This window comes from Collinsella sp. AM17-1, from assembly GCF_003470665.1.
GTDB lineage: Bacteria > Actinomycetota > Coriobacteriia > Coriobacteriales > Coriobacteriaceae > Collinsella.
Map to the genome: position 1 here is coordinate 96,926 of NZ_QRJZ01000001.1, position 15,846 is coordinate 112,771.

Genomic DNA, 15,846 nt, shown 5'->3' on the forward strand with positions numbered 1-15,846 from the left:
TTTGTGGGCCTCTTGGACGACGATACGCCAAAGGGCCCGCGTCTGCTATTTACAAAAGCTCGGCCTTAATGGCGGGACTTTCTGCGAGCTGCTCGGCTGCCTTTTCGTCGGAGCTGTCGAGTGCTGCTAGACTGCGGTAAACCCACTCGTTGACCTGGGTGTTCTTGACGCCTGCGGTCTGCATAAGGGCGCCTACCTCGCGGATTGCTGCGAGTAGATCGGCTTTGGGACCCGCGAGCTCGACCTCGATGCCGTGGTAGGCGGCCACGCCGCGGTTCTCACTCACGTGGTCGATAAAGCCCTCGACGGTCTCAAGCTGCTGGGCGAGAGCTGCATCATCGTCAGCGTCCAGCACGACGAGTGCGTTCGATACCGTGAGGGCGGGATGTCCGCAGGGGGCAAAGCCTTCGATGACATCCATAGCTTCGGTAATGGTTGAGCCCAGGCCTGCGAGGGCATTGATGAGTTGCTGCTTGGTATCCATAACGGTCCTTTCGACGGGTCAATTTTGCTTGGCGAAAATATACGTGACGTGATCGGTAGCAAAAGTGCGAAGTGCGGCGCACATTAGGGTCTTCACAGCTCGTGCATAGAGCGGCTGTCTGCCTTTAGAACGTGGTAAGATAGCTATCCACGAGCGGGGTTCACCCCGCGTGTTCCTTGAAAAGTCGACGGTTATCGGGTGTTTGCAGATCCGATACCATCCAGACTTTCCCGACATTCGGGGGCGACTGGTTTCGACACGATAGCTCTGAGAGAGGAAGCAAGCCGAGGTCTCCTCGCCTCGTTAAATAGGGGTACCGTCAAATTGAATTGACAACAACTCTTCTTTTGAGCCTATGGCTCTCGCTGCTTAGTTTATAGCGGCGCGTCAACCCGGTGATTTCCCCGACACCGGCGCGACGTCATTTTAGGGGAATGCTCCTGCGCACGTAATCGGTATGGCGCAGGCTAAGACCGAACCGGTTGGGATGCCGCGAGCGTGTCGTTGCGCGCAAAGCGTCCGAGACTAAACCAGCGACTGAGCTTGGAGATGCCAATCAGGGGGCTTTCGTGGACCGGAGTTCGATTCTCCGCGCCTCCACCAATAGTTACAAGCAGGTAGAGAAGTGTCTCTACCTGCTTTTTTATTACTTACAGATACCGCGGAGAATCGAACTCTGTGCAGGGCGCGGGCGTTAGGAAAACGCGTGAGCGTTTTTAGCCCGCGGGCGAGGACGCCGGCAGGCGGCCGAAGCCGGTGCGGGGTCGCGAAGCGAACACGCGGATTCTCCGCGCAAAGCTCCAACCCTATACAGATGCGATGCCGATGGGATGACGACCGGCAATACCCCGCGCCAACGCCACCCCCCCGTACCGCGGAGAATCGAACTCTGTGCAGGGCGCGGGCGTTAGGAAAACGCGTGAGCGTTTTTAGCCCGCGGGCGAGGACGCCGGCAGGCGGCCGAAGCCGGTGCGGGTTCGCGAAGCGAACACGCGGATTCTCCGCGCAAAGCTCCAACCCTATATAGATGCGATGCTATCGAATCTCAGCCGACCATGCGCCGCATCAACGGAATCCCAAACCCGCGGAGAATCGAACTCTGTGCAGGGCGCGAGCGTAAAGAAAACGCCGCAGCAACGCAGAGTGGGACGGGCTTTCCGCCGACCGCCCCGTCCTCCGCAACTCCAAAACCAATGCGCTCTCTATCCCAAAACTGGGTAGAAGAAGGCCAAAACGAAACAGCAGGAGGTCAATATGACTGCAGAAGATAGGGCAAAGAACGCTGGTAAAGTCGCGCTCGTTTTGGAGGGCGGTAGTTTTCGCGGGCAGTTTACCGCGGGCGTGCTTGACGTCCTCATGGAGGCTGGCGTCGAGATTCCGGCTGTCTACGGCGTATCGGCTGGCGCCCTCAACGGCGTGAACTACAAGTCGCACCAGATCGGTCGTGCCAACCGCATCAACCTGGCTTTCTGCAACGACAACCGCTTCATGGGTGCCGCATCGTTTGCGTCCACGGGCTCCATTGTGGGTTACGACTTTATCTTCAACGATGTCCAGGACCGCCTGGATCCCTTTGACAACGAGACGTTTGATGCGAGCCCCATCGAGATGTACGTCGTCGCGACGGACATGCTCTTTGGAACCGCCGCGTACCTGCCGGTCAAAAGCGCCGTGCTCGACCTCGATGCCGTGCGCGCCTCGACGTCGCTGCCGCTGGTGACGCCGCCGGTCGAGATTGACGGGCACAAATACGTCGACGGTGGCGTAGCCGATTCGGTTCCCATCGAGCACGTGCTGGAGGAGGCGGGCTTCGATCGCGCGGTTGTCATTGTCACGCAGGACCGCTCGTACGAGAAAAAGCCCTACGAGTTTATGCCCGCCGCGCGCGCCCGCTATGCCGACTACCCCTACCTGCTCGAGGCTATCGAGACGCGCCACGAGCGCTATAACATCCAGCGCATGCATCTGTGGAAGTATGAGCGCGAGGGCCGCGCGCTGGTCGTTGCTCCGCAAAAGCCAGTCGAGGTCGGCCACGTTGAGCACGATCCAGCAAAGCTCCTCGACCTGTATATTCAGGGCCGCCAGGAGGCAAAGCGCCTACTGAGTGATATCGAGGCATTTGTCGAGCGCTAGTGTCGCGACATCATGACCCATGGACGACATGTGCAGAAAGTCTGGTCAGAACCAAAATACCTGTTGACTCGGGCGACGAGCGGGGTAATATGGACGGGTTACTTGCAGAGCCCCGTGAATCTCTGTAACAACACGTACTGTACATGGAGGAGTCTAAGTGATTTCGAAATCGACTCACTACGCCAAGCAGGGCGAGGTCCAGCGCAACTGGGTTCTCGTCGACGCCGATGGTGCTGTCCTGGGCCGTCTTGCCACTCAGATCGCAATGATCCTGCGCGGTAAGAACAAGCCCCAGTTCACGCCCAACAGCGACTGCGGCGACTTCGTTGTCGTCATCAACGCCGATAAGGTCCAGCTTACCGGTAACAAGGCCGACACGAAGACCTATTATCGCCACAGCGGCTACAACGGCGGCCTCAAGGCTGAGAGCTTCCGCCAGGCTATGGAGAAGCACCCGGAGAAGGTCATCGAGCGCGCCGTTCGCGGCATGCTGCCCAAGACCACCCTCGGCCGTGCCCAGATGACCAAGCTTAAGGTCTACGCTGGTGCCGAGCATCCGCACGCTGCCCAGAACCCCACGAAGATTGAGCTGGAGGCTTAAAGATGGCTGAGAACACCGTTGTCTACCAGGGTACCGGCCGTCGTAAGAACGCCGTCGCCCGCGTCCGTCTCGTCCCCGGCACCGGCAAGGTGACCATCAACAAGCGTGACGCCGAGCAGTATTTCGGCCGTCATCAGCTCGTTGAGAACGCCCTTGCTCCCTTCAAGGTGACCGACACCGCCGGTCAGTTCGACGTTATCGCTCTGTGCGATGGCGGCGGCATCTCCGGTCAGTCCGGCGCTCTGCGCCTGGGCATCGCTCGCGCTCTTCTGAACGCTGGCGACTACCGTGCTGACCTCAAGAAGGCCGGTTTCCTTACGCGCGATGCTCGCGTGGTCGAGCGCAAGAAGTACGGCCTCAAGAAGGCTCGCCGCGCTCCCCAGTTCTCCAAGCGCTAAGGTTTTATCTCCTTACGAGATACAATGTACAAGCGGGGCCTGCCGATTGCTCGGCGGGTCCCGCTTTTCTTTTTCGACTAGGGTGGGCGACTGCGTTTTGCCCACTTGGGAAGGAGCGATCCTATGCCCCAGAACATCTTCGGTACCGATGGCGTCCGCGGCGTCGCCAACGCCGACCTCTCGTGCGACCTCGCGTTTCGTCTTGGCCGTGCGGCGACCAAGTTCCTTGGTCCGGACATTTGCATCGGCCGTGACACGCGTCTTTCGGGCACCATGCTCGAGAGTGCTCTGACCGCCGGCATTATGGCCGAGGGCGGCCGACCGCACTGCTGCGGCGTTATCCCTACGCCGGCCGTGGCGCTGCTCACCGTCCAAAACGAGCTCGACGGCGGTATCGTCATCTCTGCTTCGCACAATCCGCCGGAGTTCAACGGCATCAAGTTCTTTAGCCGCAAGGGCATGAAGCTTCCCGATGCTGTCGAGGAAGAGATCAGCGCCTGGGTCATGTCCGAGGAGGCCATGGCTGCCGACACGCTGCCGACCGGCGCCGGTGTGGGTCACATCATCAAGATGAAGGACGCCCGCAAGGCATATGTCGATCATGCCATCAGCACGCTCGACGGCCTTAAACTCGATGGCCTGGTTGTTGCCGTCGACTGCGGCCACGGTGCTTCTTGCCAGACCACGCCCGCCGCACTGCAGCGCCTGGGCGCCACGGTCCATGCCATCAACACCGATTACTGCGGCACCGACATTAACGTCGAGTGCGGCTCCACTCATCTTGAGCCCCTGCGTGAGCTCGTGCTGCGCACCCACGCCGACATCGGTCTGGCTCACGATGGCGACGCCGATCGCGTGCTGTTCGTGGACAGCGAGGGCAACGAAATCGATGGCGACTACATCCTGGCCATCTGCGGCTCCGACTTGGCCGCTCGCGGCAAGCTCGCCAACTCCGAGATCGTCTCGACCGTTATGTGCAACCTAGGCTTCTCCATCGCCATGAAGGAGCAGGGCTTCGAGATGGTCCAGACCGCCGTGGGCGACCGCTATGTTCTCGAGCGTATGCTCGAGGACGGTGCCGTCATCGGCGGCGAGCAGTCCGGCCACATCATCTTCCTGGAGCACAACACCACCGGCGACGGCTTGGTGACGGCCCTGCAGCTTCTGGCCGTGCTCAAGCGCACCGGCCGCACCCTCACCGACCTTGCCGGCATCATGAAGAAGTACCCGCAGGTACTTGTCAACGTACATTCCGACAATAAGGCCGGCCTGGACGATTGTCAGCCCATTTGGGACGCCGTCGCTGCCGCCGAGAAGGAGCTCAACGGTCGCGGCCGCATTCTGGTACGTCCGAGTGGCACCGAGCCGCTGGTCCGTGTGATGGCCGAGGCCGAGACGCACGAGTTGACCCAGCGTGTGGTTGACGACATCGTCGAGGTTGTCAAGCGCGAACTTCCCTAATGGTCAAAAACGGGTGCCAAGTGGTAAACTGTTAAAGTTATTTTGATTGATTGGTATGTCCGAGGGGGAGCATGTTCACTAAAGTCCTGAGGTCTTTTGGTATGCGTGGTCGAGTCCTTACGCTGGATGCTCCCATCTCGGGCGACGTCATTCCGTTATCCGAGGTCAAAGACCAGACGTTTGCTACCGGCCTTTTGGGCCAGGGCGTGGCGATTCAGCCTACGGGTACACGTGTGATTGCTCCGGCTGACGCTAAGGTCGAGGCGATTTTTCCCACGGGTCATGCCGTTGCGCTCAACACGGTCGATGGTCTAGACGTGCTCATCCATGTTGGTTTGGACACTGTCCAGCTTGAGGGCAAGCATTTTAGCGTGCATGCACAGGTGGGTGATGTCGTCCATAAGGGCGACGTGCTCATCGAGTTCGATCGCGAGGCAATTGCTGCCGAGGGTTACGATGTGACGGTTCCCATCTTGGTGTGCAACTCTGTTGAGTTCTCGAGCATCAAGGGCTCCGTTGGCGAGCATGTCGAGGAGATGGACCAGCTCATCGTTGCTCGCGAGCGCTAGTCGCTCCGCTTGGCCTTTAGCCTACAATTCAATCACGTTTACGGAGGGCGCGCTTGAAAGAGGGCGCCCTCCGTGGCAAGATGGGGATTGTCCGAAGCTAAACAGCTTTGGGTCACCGTGGACGGGCAGGGGCCTCGACGCGGTTAGACACGAGACACATATATTACGCGACCTCGCCCTGGTGGCCGCACACGTTGGTTGCGGCCGACGCGGGCCGCGGGCAAGTGCTTGTAAGGGGAGCCTTGCCTCTCTTGTACGAGAAAGGACGCGTAATGAAAATCATTAAAGCTAAAGACTACGAGGATATGAGCCGCAAGGCCGCTAATATCATCTCGGCCCAGGTTATCCTCAAGCCCGATTGCGTGCTGGGTCTTGCCACCGGCTCCACCCCGATTGGCGCTTACAAGCAGCTCGCCGCTTGGTACGAGAAGGGCGACGTCGACTTCGCCGAGGTCAGCACTTATAACCTGGACGAGTATCGTGGTCTTTCGCACGACGATCCCCAGAGCTATCACTACTTTATGCGCGAGAACTTCTTCGATCACATCAATATCGATCTGAACAACACGCACGTGCCCGATGGCTCCAACCCCGATGCCACTGCTGCCTGCTCCGAGTACGACAAGATCGTCGCTGCCGCCGGTTACCCGGATCTGCAGCTGCTCGGCATTGGTAATAACGGTCATATTGGCTTCAACGAGCCCGATGACCACTTCTCCAAGGGTACGCACTGCGTCGACCTGACCGAGAGCACCATTCAGGCTAACAGCCGCCTGTTCGACAGCATCGATGATGTGCCCCGTCAGGCTTACACCATGGGCACCCAGACCATCATGTATGCCCGCATGATCCTGGTTGTCGCCAACGGCGAGGCCAAGGCTCAGGCCGTGCACGATATGTGCTATGGTCCGGTTACGCCCAAGTGCCCGGCTTCGATCCTGCAACTGCACACCAACTGCGTCGTCGTTGCTGACGAGGCCGCTCTTTCGCTCTGCGAGTAACGCGACCAAGCGATCTTGCATAGCTTTCCAAAAGGCCCTCGCTTTGCGGGGGCCTTTTTAGTGGACATACGCCGTGGCGTATACATGACGGAAACCTTGCCGCGTGCTTGACTGGAGGGTTTTAAATTTTTGTGATTCATTCTATAGCAGATTCTATGCACATTTGCCACCATAGAGTCGCAGGCGGTAGCGAGGAGTAGGCGAGTTGCGCAACTCAAATAAAAATAGCCGACTGCGCTACACTGCAAATGGGATGGGACATGCTGGCAAGCGCATTGACCTGCGCAAAGACCTATTGGTCGGGGGATAAGTTACCATCGGGCCTCGCTGTACAAAAACTTGCCAAACACGTACCGGCAGACAATTAAAAACTCTAAGTCGCGCTATTCACGGGGCGGCTCATATGGTCCTGCAGCTACGGTGTCCATATGGTCGAGTTGAGGAGCAAGCATGGTAAACGATTTGGGCAATACGGACGACCTCGAGTTGATGCCGACGGGCGGCGGCTATATGGTGCGGCGCGATCGCTTGATGAACGAGCTCATCGTTAAAGGGCGCAAGGCGGGAATTGTTTTGCTCTACGCGCCCGATGGGTTTGGTAAGACGTCGGTGTTGCTGCAATACGTGCAGGAGGTTAAATCGGACCCCACGCGAGGGCCGGTTCGGATTATCGAGGCCGACCGCGCGATTGGACGCGAGCTCTTTATGCAGCTCGAGGTTGTCGCCGATGAGCTTAAGGACAAACCTCATTCGCTCGTTGCGATCGACAACGTGCCCAATCTCGAGCAGCACGAAACCGAGGACCTCATCGATCGAATCCGCAGCTTACGTGCTACGGGGACGGGGGTCTTTATTGCCTGCCGCCCCTCCAACCGATTGCTTATCCACGGGCTGGGCGATTCTGTAAAAGTCAATGCGCAGATGCTCAAGGTGCACGCCTATGAGTATTCGTCATGGGCCACGGCGTTCTCGATCAGCACATCGCTCGATTTTTATCGGCTCACACAGGGCGTACCCGAGCTGGTATCGGCCCTGCAGACGGGAATGTATGGACAGGGCGATGTTGCCGGCTTGCTCGAGAACGAAATCGTCAACGTGTACGGTGCGGCGCTGGCCGATCTTGCATCGCTCGAGAACAACCTGTTGTTTACCGTTGCCTGCTTGATGGTGCTGATGGGCGAGGGCCGCATTGCGGAGCTAGAGGCGTGCGGCGTGAGGCTTTCGATGGTCGACCAGTCCATCTTTGTGCGCGATTATCCGATTTTTGGCGTGGATCCGTCTGATCGCACCTTTAGGTGTTTGGGCGCTAAGGACAACGCGCGCCTGAGGCTGCGAAAGCTTGTTGCCGAGATCCGTCCCGAACTTGTATCGCGGGCTGCTCGCATTTTGATCAAGGCGGGCCGATGCGATTTGGCTATGGACCTGGCCGACGCGTTCTTGGACCGCCATGTGGTATTGGAACTTGCCGGGCAGTATGGGGCCGATCTTGCCCTGACCGGGCACGGAGGGGACATTTGCCGTGCGGCGTCGGCGATGATCAATGCGGAAAAGCAGGAGCAAGAGCCGGCACCCGCCGAGGCACTCGGCGTGTATCTGGCGGCTGTCAGCGTGTGCAATACAAAGCTAGCAAGGTATATGGCGTCCGTTATCGAACGTGCGGGTGACCAGGCGGCGCACGAGGTCGATCCCGCTACCTGGAAAATAGCCCAGGCGCTCACCATCGCCTTTTATGGCGACAATGATCTGGGGCTTCCCGCCAACCCTGTTGTGCAAGAACAGACATCCTGCGAGGTGCTCGACATGCTGTCCGCGCATATCGAGGTCAAGCGCCACCTAACCGAGCGAGCGGAAGATGGCAATGTTCTCGCGAAGCTCAAGGCGTGCAAAGCTTATGATTGCGAGCTCGACATCGCGGGGATTCTCATACAGGCCGACCATATGCTGGTGGAGCTGTTCGACGGCTCGTTTGCTAAACCCGACGAGCGCGATGACAAGATGGCGCAGATACTCGAGGCGCTCGATATCCGCGGGCTTAAGGCGCCATCCATTTGGCTGCGTATGGTGCTCGCGGCGCGGCGCCTGCTCGCGGGCTTGCCCGTGACCGACGATGTGGCGTTTGGCGAGCTCGACCGCTTTGCGGTGCGTGTTCGTGACAATCAAATTCAGCTGTTTGGGTTATTGCTGGAGGGTTGGCAATCGCTGGCGGAGGGGCGGCCGGTCAACGCGAAGTTTCGCGCGGTTCAGGTACTCAAGCTCGCCGACGAATCGATTGCGTACATGCGCGAAAACGCGTTGTTGCTGGAACGTGCGGCGTACCTGCGCAATACGTCGCTGGTATCGGTTCGCGAAGAGGCGGAGCTGCTCGACATTAGCAAGACGCAGGTCGGTGGCTCAGAAGCCTGGATCGTGGCGCTGCACCTGGCCGCTGCGGGCCGCGATAGCGATCTTGCCGCCTGGATGTCTATGAATCGCTCGGGGATTTTAGACCCATCGTATCGGCTATTTGCGCGTCTTGCGATGCACTGTCTGGGCGAGCCTGCCGTCAGGATTCGCAAGAAGCTTCCGGTGCGTGAGCTGTCGCGGTATTCACTACGCGATGATTTTGAGGGCGAAAGCGAGCACCTGTTCCAGGCGGGCGAGGTTGAGGCTGTCGATACGATCGGCCATATTGAGATGCGCATGTTTGGCACATTTCGCGCCGAGCGCGACGGCTTTCCCATCACGGATAAGATGTGGCGTCGCAAAAAGGCGGCAACACTTGCCGAGCGGCTCGCGTTGGGCATGGATGCCATGGTCGACCGCGAGACAATCGCCATGGAGTTGTGGCCCCATGCCGAGTTTAGCGCCGCGCGCAACAATCTGTATTCGACGGTATCGCGCTTGCGCTCGGCTTTGGGTCCAACGCCGGATGGCAAGTCGTGCGTGCTCATCCAAAACGAGTGCATAGGGCTCAACGGCGACTACGTTAAGACCGATGTAAGGCTCTTTGACCAGCTGAGCCGCGAGATCCTGGGAAACCGTATGGGCGCGAGAGGCCCTCACCTGGTTGAGCTTTGTCTTAAGGTTGAGCAGCTCTACGCGGGGCCGCTGTATGTTCCCACCGGTTGCAATCCCACGTTTTTTACGCGCATGCGCCACATTATGCAATCCAAGTACATCGACTGCATGATTAGGGGAGCGAATGCCGCTCTCGAGGAAAATGACCTGCAATCGGCAATTTGGCTCGTTGAATCGGGGCTTCGCCAAGAGACTGCGCGCGAGGACATGGTTCGCTGTGCCATGCGCGTTTACGGTGCGGCGGGACGACGCCGCGATGTTGTCGAGCTATACAGCGGCCACATGCACCACCTGCGAGAGCAGGTTCAAGGCGTGCCTGAGCCCGAGACAAGGCGCCTGTATGAGCGCCTGGTCGAAGGCAGGCTCAAGCGCGTGCTTGTCGAGCGATAAAAAACGGGCGCCCGAATCACTCGGACGCCCACAGGCTACTCGGTATGGCCAGTCGGTTTTAGACGAGCTTGATCTTCTCGATATCCTTGCGCGAGGACTCGCGATACAGCGAGAACTTGCGGCCGATAACCTGAACGACGTCGGCGTGGCAGCGCTCGGCGAGCTCCTCGGCGGCCTCGCGGGCAGAAAGGCTGGAGCCGTCCAGCACGGAGCACTTAACGAGCTCGTGCTTCTCCAGGTAGGCGACCGTCTGCTCGACGGTGCCCTCGTTGACATCGGACTTACCGATGATGATGGCGGGGTTGAGGTGATGGGCCATGCTGCGAAGCTGCTTGACCTGGGCTCCTGTCAGTGCCATGGGTTCTCGCTTTCTATGTATGGGGCGCCCCGCAATGGGGCCTTAATCTACGTGAGCTGTCCCACGATAGCGCAGGAACGGCGTGGTGTGGAGCGCGTTTGCCCAGTTCGCAAAGAATGCGGATGCCGGGCGGGAAGACGATGCAAGCTTTAGATGGGCTACGGGCGGGGTACGGAGACCGGTTCCCAGGCGATAAACGCCCATCGGACTTTGCGGATGTGGTCGAGCATGTAGCGTCCCTGCGGTACGCCCTTGGATCCCGGCTCGCCGGCATGGGGGTTCTCGATCATGTGGTGGGCGATATAGTCGCGCAGGCGGTCAATCTTATCCTCGTTGCCATGCTCGAGCATGCGAGAAAAGTCTGCCACGCCCGCCTCAAGACTATCGAAGGTGTCGCGGCGGGGCGATTCAAAATACGTGACCTGCGGCAACGCACCCATCTGAATAAGGATGTTAAAGGCATATACAAATCCGTTGCTGCGGGTAACCGAGACGCCGATGGCGTTCATCAGGTGCAGGTCATAGCGCGGGCTGGAGTTGGCGACCATCGTGACAGCACAACGCCGACGAGCCGTACGATCAAGCTTGGCAAGCGCACCTTTTAGATTGGTCGTCGTAACCGACCGACTGGCAAAGGCAACATCCACCGCTTTCACAACCGGTGCAACCAAATCCCAATCATCATCCCAAGCAAGCTCAAGCGGCGTAATAAGATCCTCGAGCCCATAGAACTCAATGCCAGCATCAAGCGTGCTCAACATAGCAGGGGAAAAGTCAGCAGCAATCACAGGATGCCCAGCCTGAGCAAGCGGAATAGCAATCGACCCAGCCCCACACCCCATATCCAGCACGGATTCACCAGGCTTTAACGCCAACAGCTTCATAAAATCCCGAGCATACGGGGCAGTCTCCAGCGGCCGAAAATGCCGAGCCCTTTTATCCCACTCAACAGAATCATCAGTCCGATGTCGAGCGGCCTGCAGACGCATCCATTCGCCATTCCAATCCGCAGAAAGAAGCTCAGATTGAATTACACCATCAGCCACGGGCCATCCCCCTCACAACAAAAAAGCGACTCCTCCCAAAAGAAGAGCCGCAACCAGCATATATCAGAAAGAGCCGATCCAACGCCAAACCGCCACACCAGTCAAGTGGTGCAGGAGCGAAGCAACTGCAACCGGGATAGAACCCAACTGAGGTCCCGTTGTGCGGGAGCCCCGGGGAGGGCAAATATATAAGGTCGATCGCGAGTTCCGCACGAGCCGGAGAGCACTTAATGTGCTCTCCGTGCGAGTCAGGACTGTCCGAGCAGGCGACCTTATATATTTGCCCTCCCCGGGGCTCCTCGCCAGTCCCCCTCAGCTAGTTCTTCAGCGAGTTCAACGGTGCCGGGAAGCGTCCACCACGGTGGGCAAGCACGGTGCCGGCGTTGGGGTTCACCGGCATGATGGGCGCACGGCCAAACAGACCGCCGTACTCAACGCAGTCGCCCACACCCTTGCCGATGGCGGGAATTACGCGGACGGCTGTGGTCTTATTGTTGATGACGCCGATGGCCATCTCGTCGGCGATAATGCCGGCGATGGTCTCGACCGGGGTGTCGCCGGGGATGGCGATCATGTCCAGGCCAACGGAGCACACGCAGGTCATGGCCTCGAGCTTCTCGAGCGAAAGTGCGCCGGCCTCGACGGCAGCAATCATGCCGGCGTCCTCGGACACGGGAATAAAGGCGCCCGAGAGACCGCCCACGCTGGAGCTGGCCATGACGCCGCCCTTCTTGACAGCATCGTTGAGCATGGCGAGCGCGCAGGTCGTGCCGGGGCCACCGCAGGTGCCCACGCCGATGATCTCGAGGATGCGTGCAACGGAGTCGCCGATGGCGGGCGTGGGAGCCAGCGACAGGTCGACAATGCCCTTTTCGACACCCAGGCGATGGGCAGCCTCGCGGCTCATGAGCTCGCCGGCACGGGTGATCTTAAAGGCGGTCTGCTTAATCTTCTCGGCGACTTCCATCATTGATGCGGAGTCGGGCAGCGTCTCCAGGGCTGCAGCCATAACGCCGGGGCCCGAGACGCCTACGTTGATGACGGCGTCGGCCTCGCCACCGCCGTGGACGGCGCCCGCCATAAACGGGGAGTCCTCGACCATGTTGGCAAAGCAGACAAACTTGGAGGCGCCAACGGAATCCTCGTCTGCCGTAAGCTTAGCGGCATCGATGATGGTCTGAGCCGCCATGAGCACGGCGTCCATGTTGATGCCGGCACGCAGACTGGCGACGTTGACGCTGGAGCAGACGCGGCTGGTGGTGGCGAGCGCCTGGGGGATGGACTGGATGACGCGGCGGTCGGCGTCGCCGATGCCCTTCTGGACGAGTGCGGAGAAGCCGCCCAGGTAATCGATGCCGAGCGTCTCGGCCGCGCGGTCGAGGGCATGCGCGATGGGGGTGAGGTCCTCATCCTTGCAGCACGCGGCGATCTGCGCCACCGGGGTGACGGAAACGCGCTTGTTGACGATGGGGATACCGTACTCGCGCTCGAGGTTCTCGGCGGTCTCGACCAGGTGCTCAGCCGTGTGCGTCACGTGGTCGTAGATCTTCGTGCACATGCGGTCGAGGTTCTCGTCACCGCAACCCATGAGCGAAACACCCATGGTGATGGTCCTGATGTCGAGGTTCTGCTCCTCAACCATGCCGCGGGTTTCCGCGATTTCTGCGGGCGTGATCGCCATCCTTGCGCTCCTATCTGCCAAAACGAGCATAGTCTTATCTATTCTAACGTGCCACACGTGCCAAGTGGCGCGTGCGGCACGTTTTGGTGCTCGGTTGTTTCCGTTGTGTTACTGCCCAAAGACCTCTTCGGCGATACGAGCGCTTTCGGCGGCGTCCTTGGCGTAGTAGTCCGCACCGATCTGCTTGGCGTATTCGGGGGTGAGCACGGCGCCGCCCACGATGATCTTGACGCCCGGCACCTCGGCATGAAGCAGCTTGATGGTCTCCTCCATAGCGACGACCGTGGTGGTCATAAGCGCCGAGAGACCGACGAGCTTGATGTCGCGCTCCCGTACGGTCTTGAGCACCTCTTGCGGGTCGACGTCGCGACCTAGGTCAAAGACGGTATAGCCGTAGTTATCGAGCAGCATCTTGACGATGTTCTTACCGATATCGTGGATATCGCCCTTGACGGTGGCCACGCAGATCTTGCCCTTATCGGCAATCTCGCCGGCGGGCATCAGCCGCTTGATGGTGTCGAAGCCCACGCGCGCGGCCTCGGCCGAGGCCATAAGCTGCGGCAAGAAGAACTTGCCCTGGTCAAAGAGGACTCCGACCTCGTCGAGGGCGGGGATAAAGTGGTTGTTGATGAGGTCCATGGCGTCGTGATCTGCCAGCAGGCGCTCGGTCTCGGCCGCGATCTCGCCTTTGCGGCCCGAGACGACCATGCGACGAATCGGGTCGTCGTTGCCGTCGGTGCCGGCGGTGCCAGCGGCGGGCGCGGCGTCGGTCGATACCGCCTGGGCCGCCGCCGGGTTCGCGGCGATCTTGTACGGATCGGTCCAGCCGGCGTAGCGCTCGATGTATCCGGTCGAGCCCTCGTCCTCAACGCTCAAGACGCGATAGCTGTAGACGGTATCCATAAAGCGCTTAGAGCCCGGGTTCATGATGGGGGCGTCCAGGCCCGCGCCAAAAGCGGCAGCCAAAAAGACCGAGCCCAGCAGCGGGCGGGCAGGCAGGCCAAAGCTGATGTTCGATACGCCGAGCGCGCACTTGACGCCCAGACGCTCCTTGCACAGGGACATGGCGCGCAGGATCTGCTCGGCCTGGCGCTGGTTGGTCGAGGCGGTCATGACCAGGCAGTCGATGAGGATGCGGTCCGGTCCGATGCCGTAACGGGCAGCCTCGGCCACGATACGCTCGGCGATGGCGAAGCGAGCCTCGGCGGTATCGGGGATGCCGCCTTCGTCGAGCGTAAGGCCGACGACGTTGGTGCCGTAGTGGGCGACTAGCGGGAAGATCTCATCCATGATTTGCCGTTTGCCATTGACCGAGTTGATGATGGGCTTGCCGGCGTAGCGGCGCACGGCTGCCTCGACGGCTGCGGGGTCGGTGGAGTCGATCTGCAGCGGCAGCAGCGTGGAGCCCTGGAGCTGCTCGGTCGCCTGCTGGATGATCTTGACCTCGTCGATCTCGGGTAGGCCTACGTTGACGTCCAGGATGTCGGCGCCCTGTTCCTGCTGGCTGATGCCCTGGCTCACGACGTAGTCTAGGTCGCCGTCGCGCAGGGCCTGTTGCAGGCGCTTTTTGCCGGTGGGATTGATGCGCTCGCCGATGACGGCGATCTTGTGGCCGTCACAGGGAAGGTCCACGACCGTCTGGGCGCTCGTGACCGACATACTGGGCTTGCGGTGACGTGGGCTGGGCGTGTGGTTGTCGATGAGGGTGCGAAGTGCCGCCATGTGCGTGGGCGTGGTGCCACAGCAGCCACCCACGACGCTCACGCCGTCCTCAATCATGCCGGCGACGGCCTCGGCGTATTCGGGTGCCTGGATGTCAAAGACGGTATTGCCGTCATCGTCCACGCGGGGCAGTCCCGCATTGGCCTGCACCATAACGGGCTTGTCGGTAACGGTGAGCATGCGTGCGGCGAGCCCTCGGAGCTCGGCCGGTCCCTGGCTGCAGTTGATGCCTAAAACGTCGGCGCCGATGGCGTCGAGCGTGACGGCGGCCACCTCGGGACTCGTACCCAGGAACGTGCGACCGTCTTCCTCAAAGGTCATGGTGGCAAAGACGGGCAGGTCGGAGTTCTCGCGGCAGGCGAGGACGGCAGCCTTGATCTCGGCAAGGTCGGTCATGGTCTCGATAATAAAGAGGTCCACGCCCGCGTCGACGCCGGCGCGCACTTCCTCGGCAAAGAGGTCATAGGCCTCGTCGAAGCTCAGGGTGCCCAAGGGGCGAAGCAGTGCGCCGATGGGGCCGATATCGCCGGCGACATAGTGGGCGCCGGCCGCGCGGGCGCAGGCGACGGCGGCGGCAAAGACATCTGCCACGGTGGCGGCGCCGTCGAGCTTGTGGGCGTTGGCGCCAAAGGTGTTGGCGGTGATTACGTCGCAGCCAGCCTCGACGTACTGACGCTGGATATCGGTGATGACCTGAGGCTCCTCAAAGTTGAGCAGCTCGGGCAGGGCGCCGGCCTTCATGCCGGCCGCCTGCAGCATGGTACCCATGCCGCCGTCGAACAGCAGATGCCCCGTGCCCTCGATGGCGGCGCGCAGGCGATCGTCCTTAATGCGAAGGTCGTCGATCGTGCGCATCTTGTACGTGGCGCCGTTACAACGCGCAGTATTGACGGGCGCTGCCAGCGCGGTACCGTCGGAATCATGGGTGATAAGCGGAGTAAACAT

Annotated in this window: 12 protein-coding genes and 1 other RNA gene; 8 read left to right on the forward strand and 5 right to left on the reverse strand. The window is 60.3% G+C overall.

Translation table 11 applies throughout. From position 1 onward, the window contains the following. Positions 1-49: 49 nt before the first annotated feature. Complete coding sequence (locus DW195_RS00380) at positions 50-484, reverse strand: hypothetical protein (RefSeq protein ID WP_118205261.1); 435 nt, start codon at positions 482-484, stop codon at positions 50-52. Positions 485-723: 239 nt separating this feature from the next. Between DW195_RS00380 and ssrA the strand changes: the two genes are divergently transcribed. The 8 genes from ssrA to DW195_RS00420 all read left to right on the forward strand — a co-directional run bounded on the left by ssrA (position 724) and on the right by DW195_RS00420 (position 10,094). Then, positions 724-1,087, forward strand: a transfer-messenger RNA (tmRNA) gene (gene ssrA / locus DW195_RS00385). 651 nt (positions 1,088-1,738) lie between these two features. Then, positions 1,739-2,617: a patatin family protein gene (locus DW195_RS00390; protein WP_118205263.1), complete on the forward strand. Its 879-nt coding sequence runs from the start codon at positions 1,739-1,741 to the stop codon at positions 2,615-2,617. A 157-nt stretch (positions 2,618-2,774) separates the two neighbouring features. Beyond that, on the forward strand, positions 2,775-3,218 hold the full coding sequence (gene rplM, locus DW195_RS00395) for a 50S ribosomal protein L13 (protein ID WP_022094635.1): 444 nt from the start codon (positions 2,775-2,777) through the stop codon (positions 3,216-3,218). A 2-nt stretch (positions 3,219-3,220) separates the two neighbouring features. Further along, entirely contained in the window at positions 3,221-3,616 is a 396-nt protein-coding gene (gene rpsI / locus DW195_RS00400) for a 30S ribosomal protein S9 (protein ID WP_022094634.1), read from the forward strand. Between the two features lie 123 nt (positions 3,617-3,739). Continuing rightward, complete coding sequence (gene glmM / locus DW195_RS00405) at positions 3,740-5,077, forward strand: phosphoglucosamine mutase (protein ID WP_117583337.1); 1,338 nt, start codon at positions 3,740-3,742, stop codon at positions 5,075-5,077. Positions 5,078-5,148: 71 nt separating this feature from the next. Further along, complete coding sequence (locus DW195_RS00410; RefSeq protein WP_117839977.1) at positions 5,149-5,646, forward strand: PTS glucose transporter subunit IIA; 498 nt, start codon at positions 5,149-5,151, stop codon at positions 5,644-5,646. A gap of 272 nt (positions 5,647-5,918) precedes the next feature. After that, the gene (nagB, locus tag DW195_RS00415; RefSeq protein ID WP_118205265.1) at positions 5,919-6,647 is read left to right on the forward strand and encodes a glucosamine-6-phosphate deaminase; all 729 of its coding nucleotides are present in this window, start codon (positions 5,919-5,921) and stop codon (positions 6,645-6,647) included. 450 nt (positions 6,648-7,097) lie between these two features. Beyond that, on the forward strand, positions 7,098-10,094 hold the full coding sequence (locus tag DW195_RS00420) for a BTAD domain-containing putative transcriptional regulator (RefSeq protein WP_118205267.1): 2,997 nt from the start codon (positions 7,098-7,100) through the stop codon (positions 10,092-10,094). Positions 10,095-10,152: 58 nt separating this feature from the next. Here the strand turns inward: DW195_RS00420 and DW195_RS00425 are convergent, their stop codons facing one another. The 4 genes from DW195_RS00425 to DW195_RS00440 form a co-directional block, all read right to left on the reverse strand. Then, on the reverse strand, positions 10,153-10,452 hold the full coding sequence (locus DW195_RS00425; protein WP_117839974.1) for a YhbY family RNA-binding protein: 300 nt from the start codon (positions 10,450-10,452) through the stop codon (positions 10,153-10,155). A gap of 158 nt (positions 10,453-10,610) precedes the next feature. Next, on the reverse strand, positions 10,611-11,498 hold the full coding sequence (locus tag DW195_RS00430) for a class I SAM-dependent methyltransferase (RefSeq protein WP_233540773.1): 888 nt from the start codon (positions 11,496-11,498) through the stop codon (positions 10,611-10,613). 316 nt (positions 11,499-11,814) lie between these two features. After that, a complete protein-coding gene (locus DW195_RS00435; protein ID WP_118205271.1) occupies positions 11,815-13,179 on the reverse strand; it encodes a PFL family protein in 1,365 nt (454 codons plus the stop codon). A 108-nt stretch (positions 13,180-13,287) separates the two neighbouring features. Beyond that, a complete protein-coding gene (locus tag DW195_RS00440) occupies positions 13,288-15,846 on the reverse strand; it encodes a homocysteine S-methyltransferase family protein (protein WP_199576248.1) in 2,559 nt (852 codons plus the stop codon).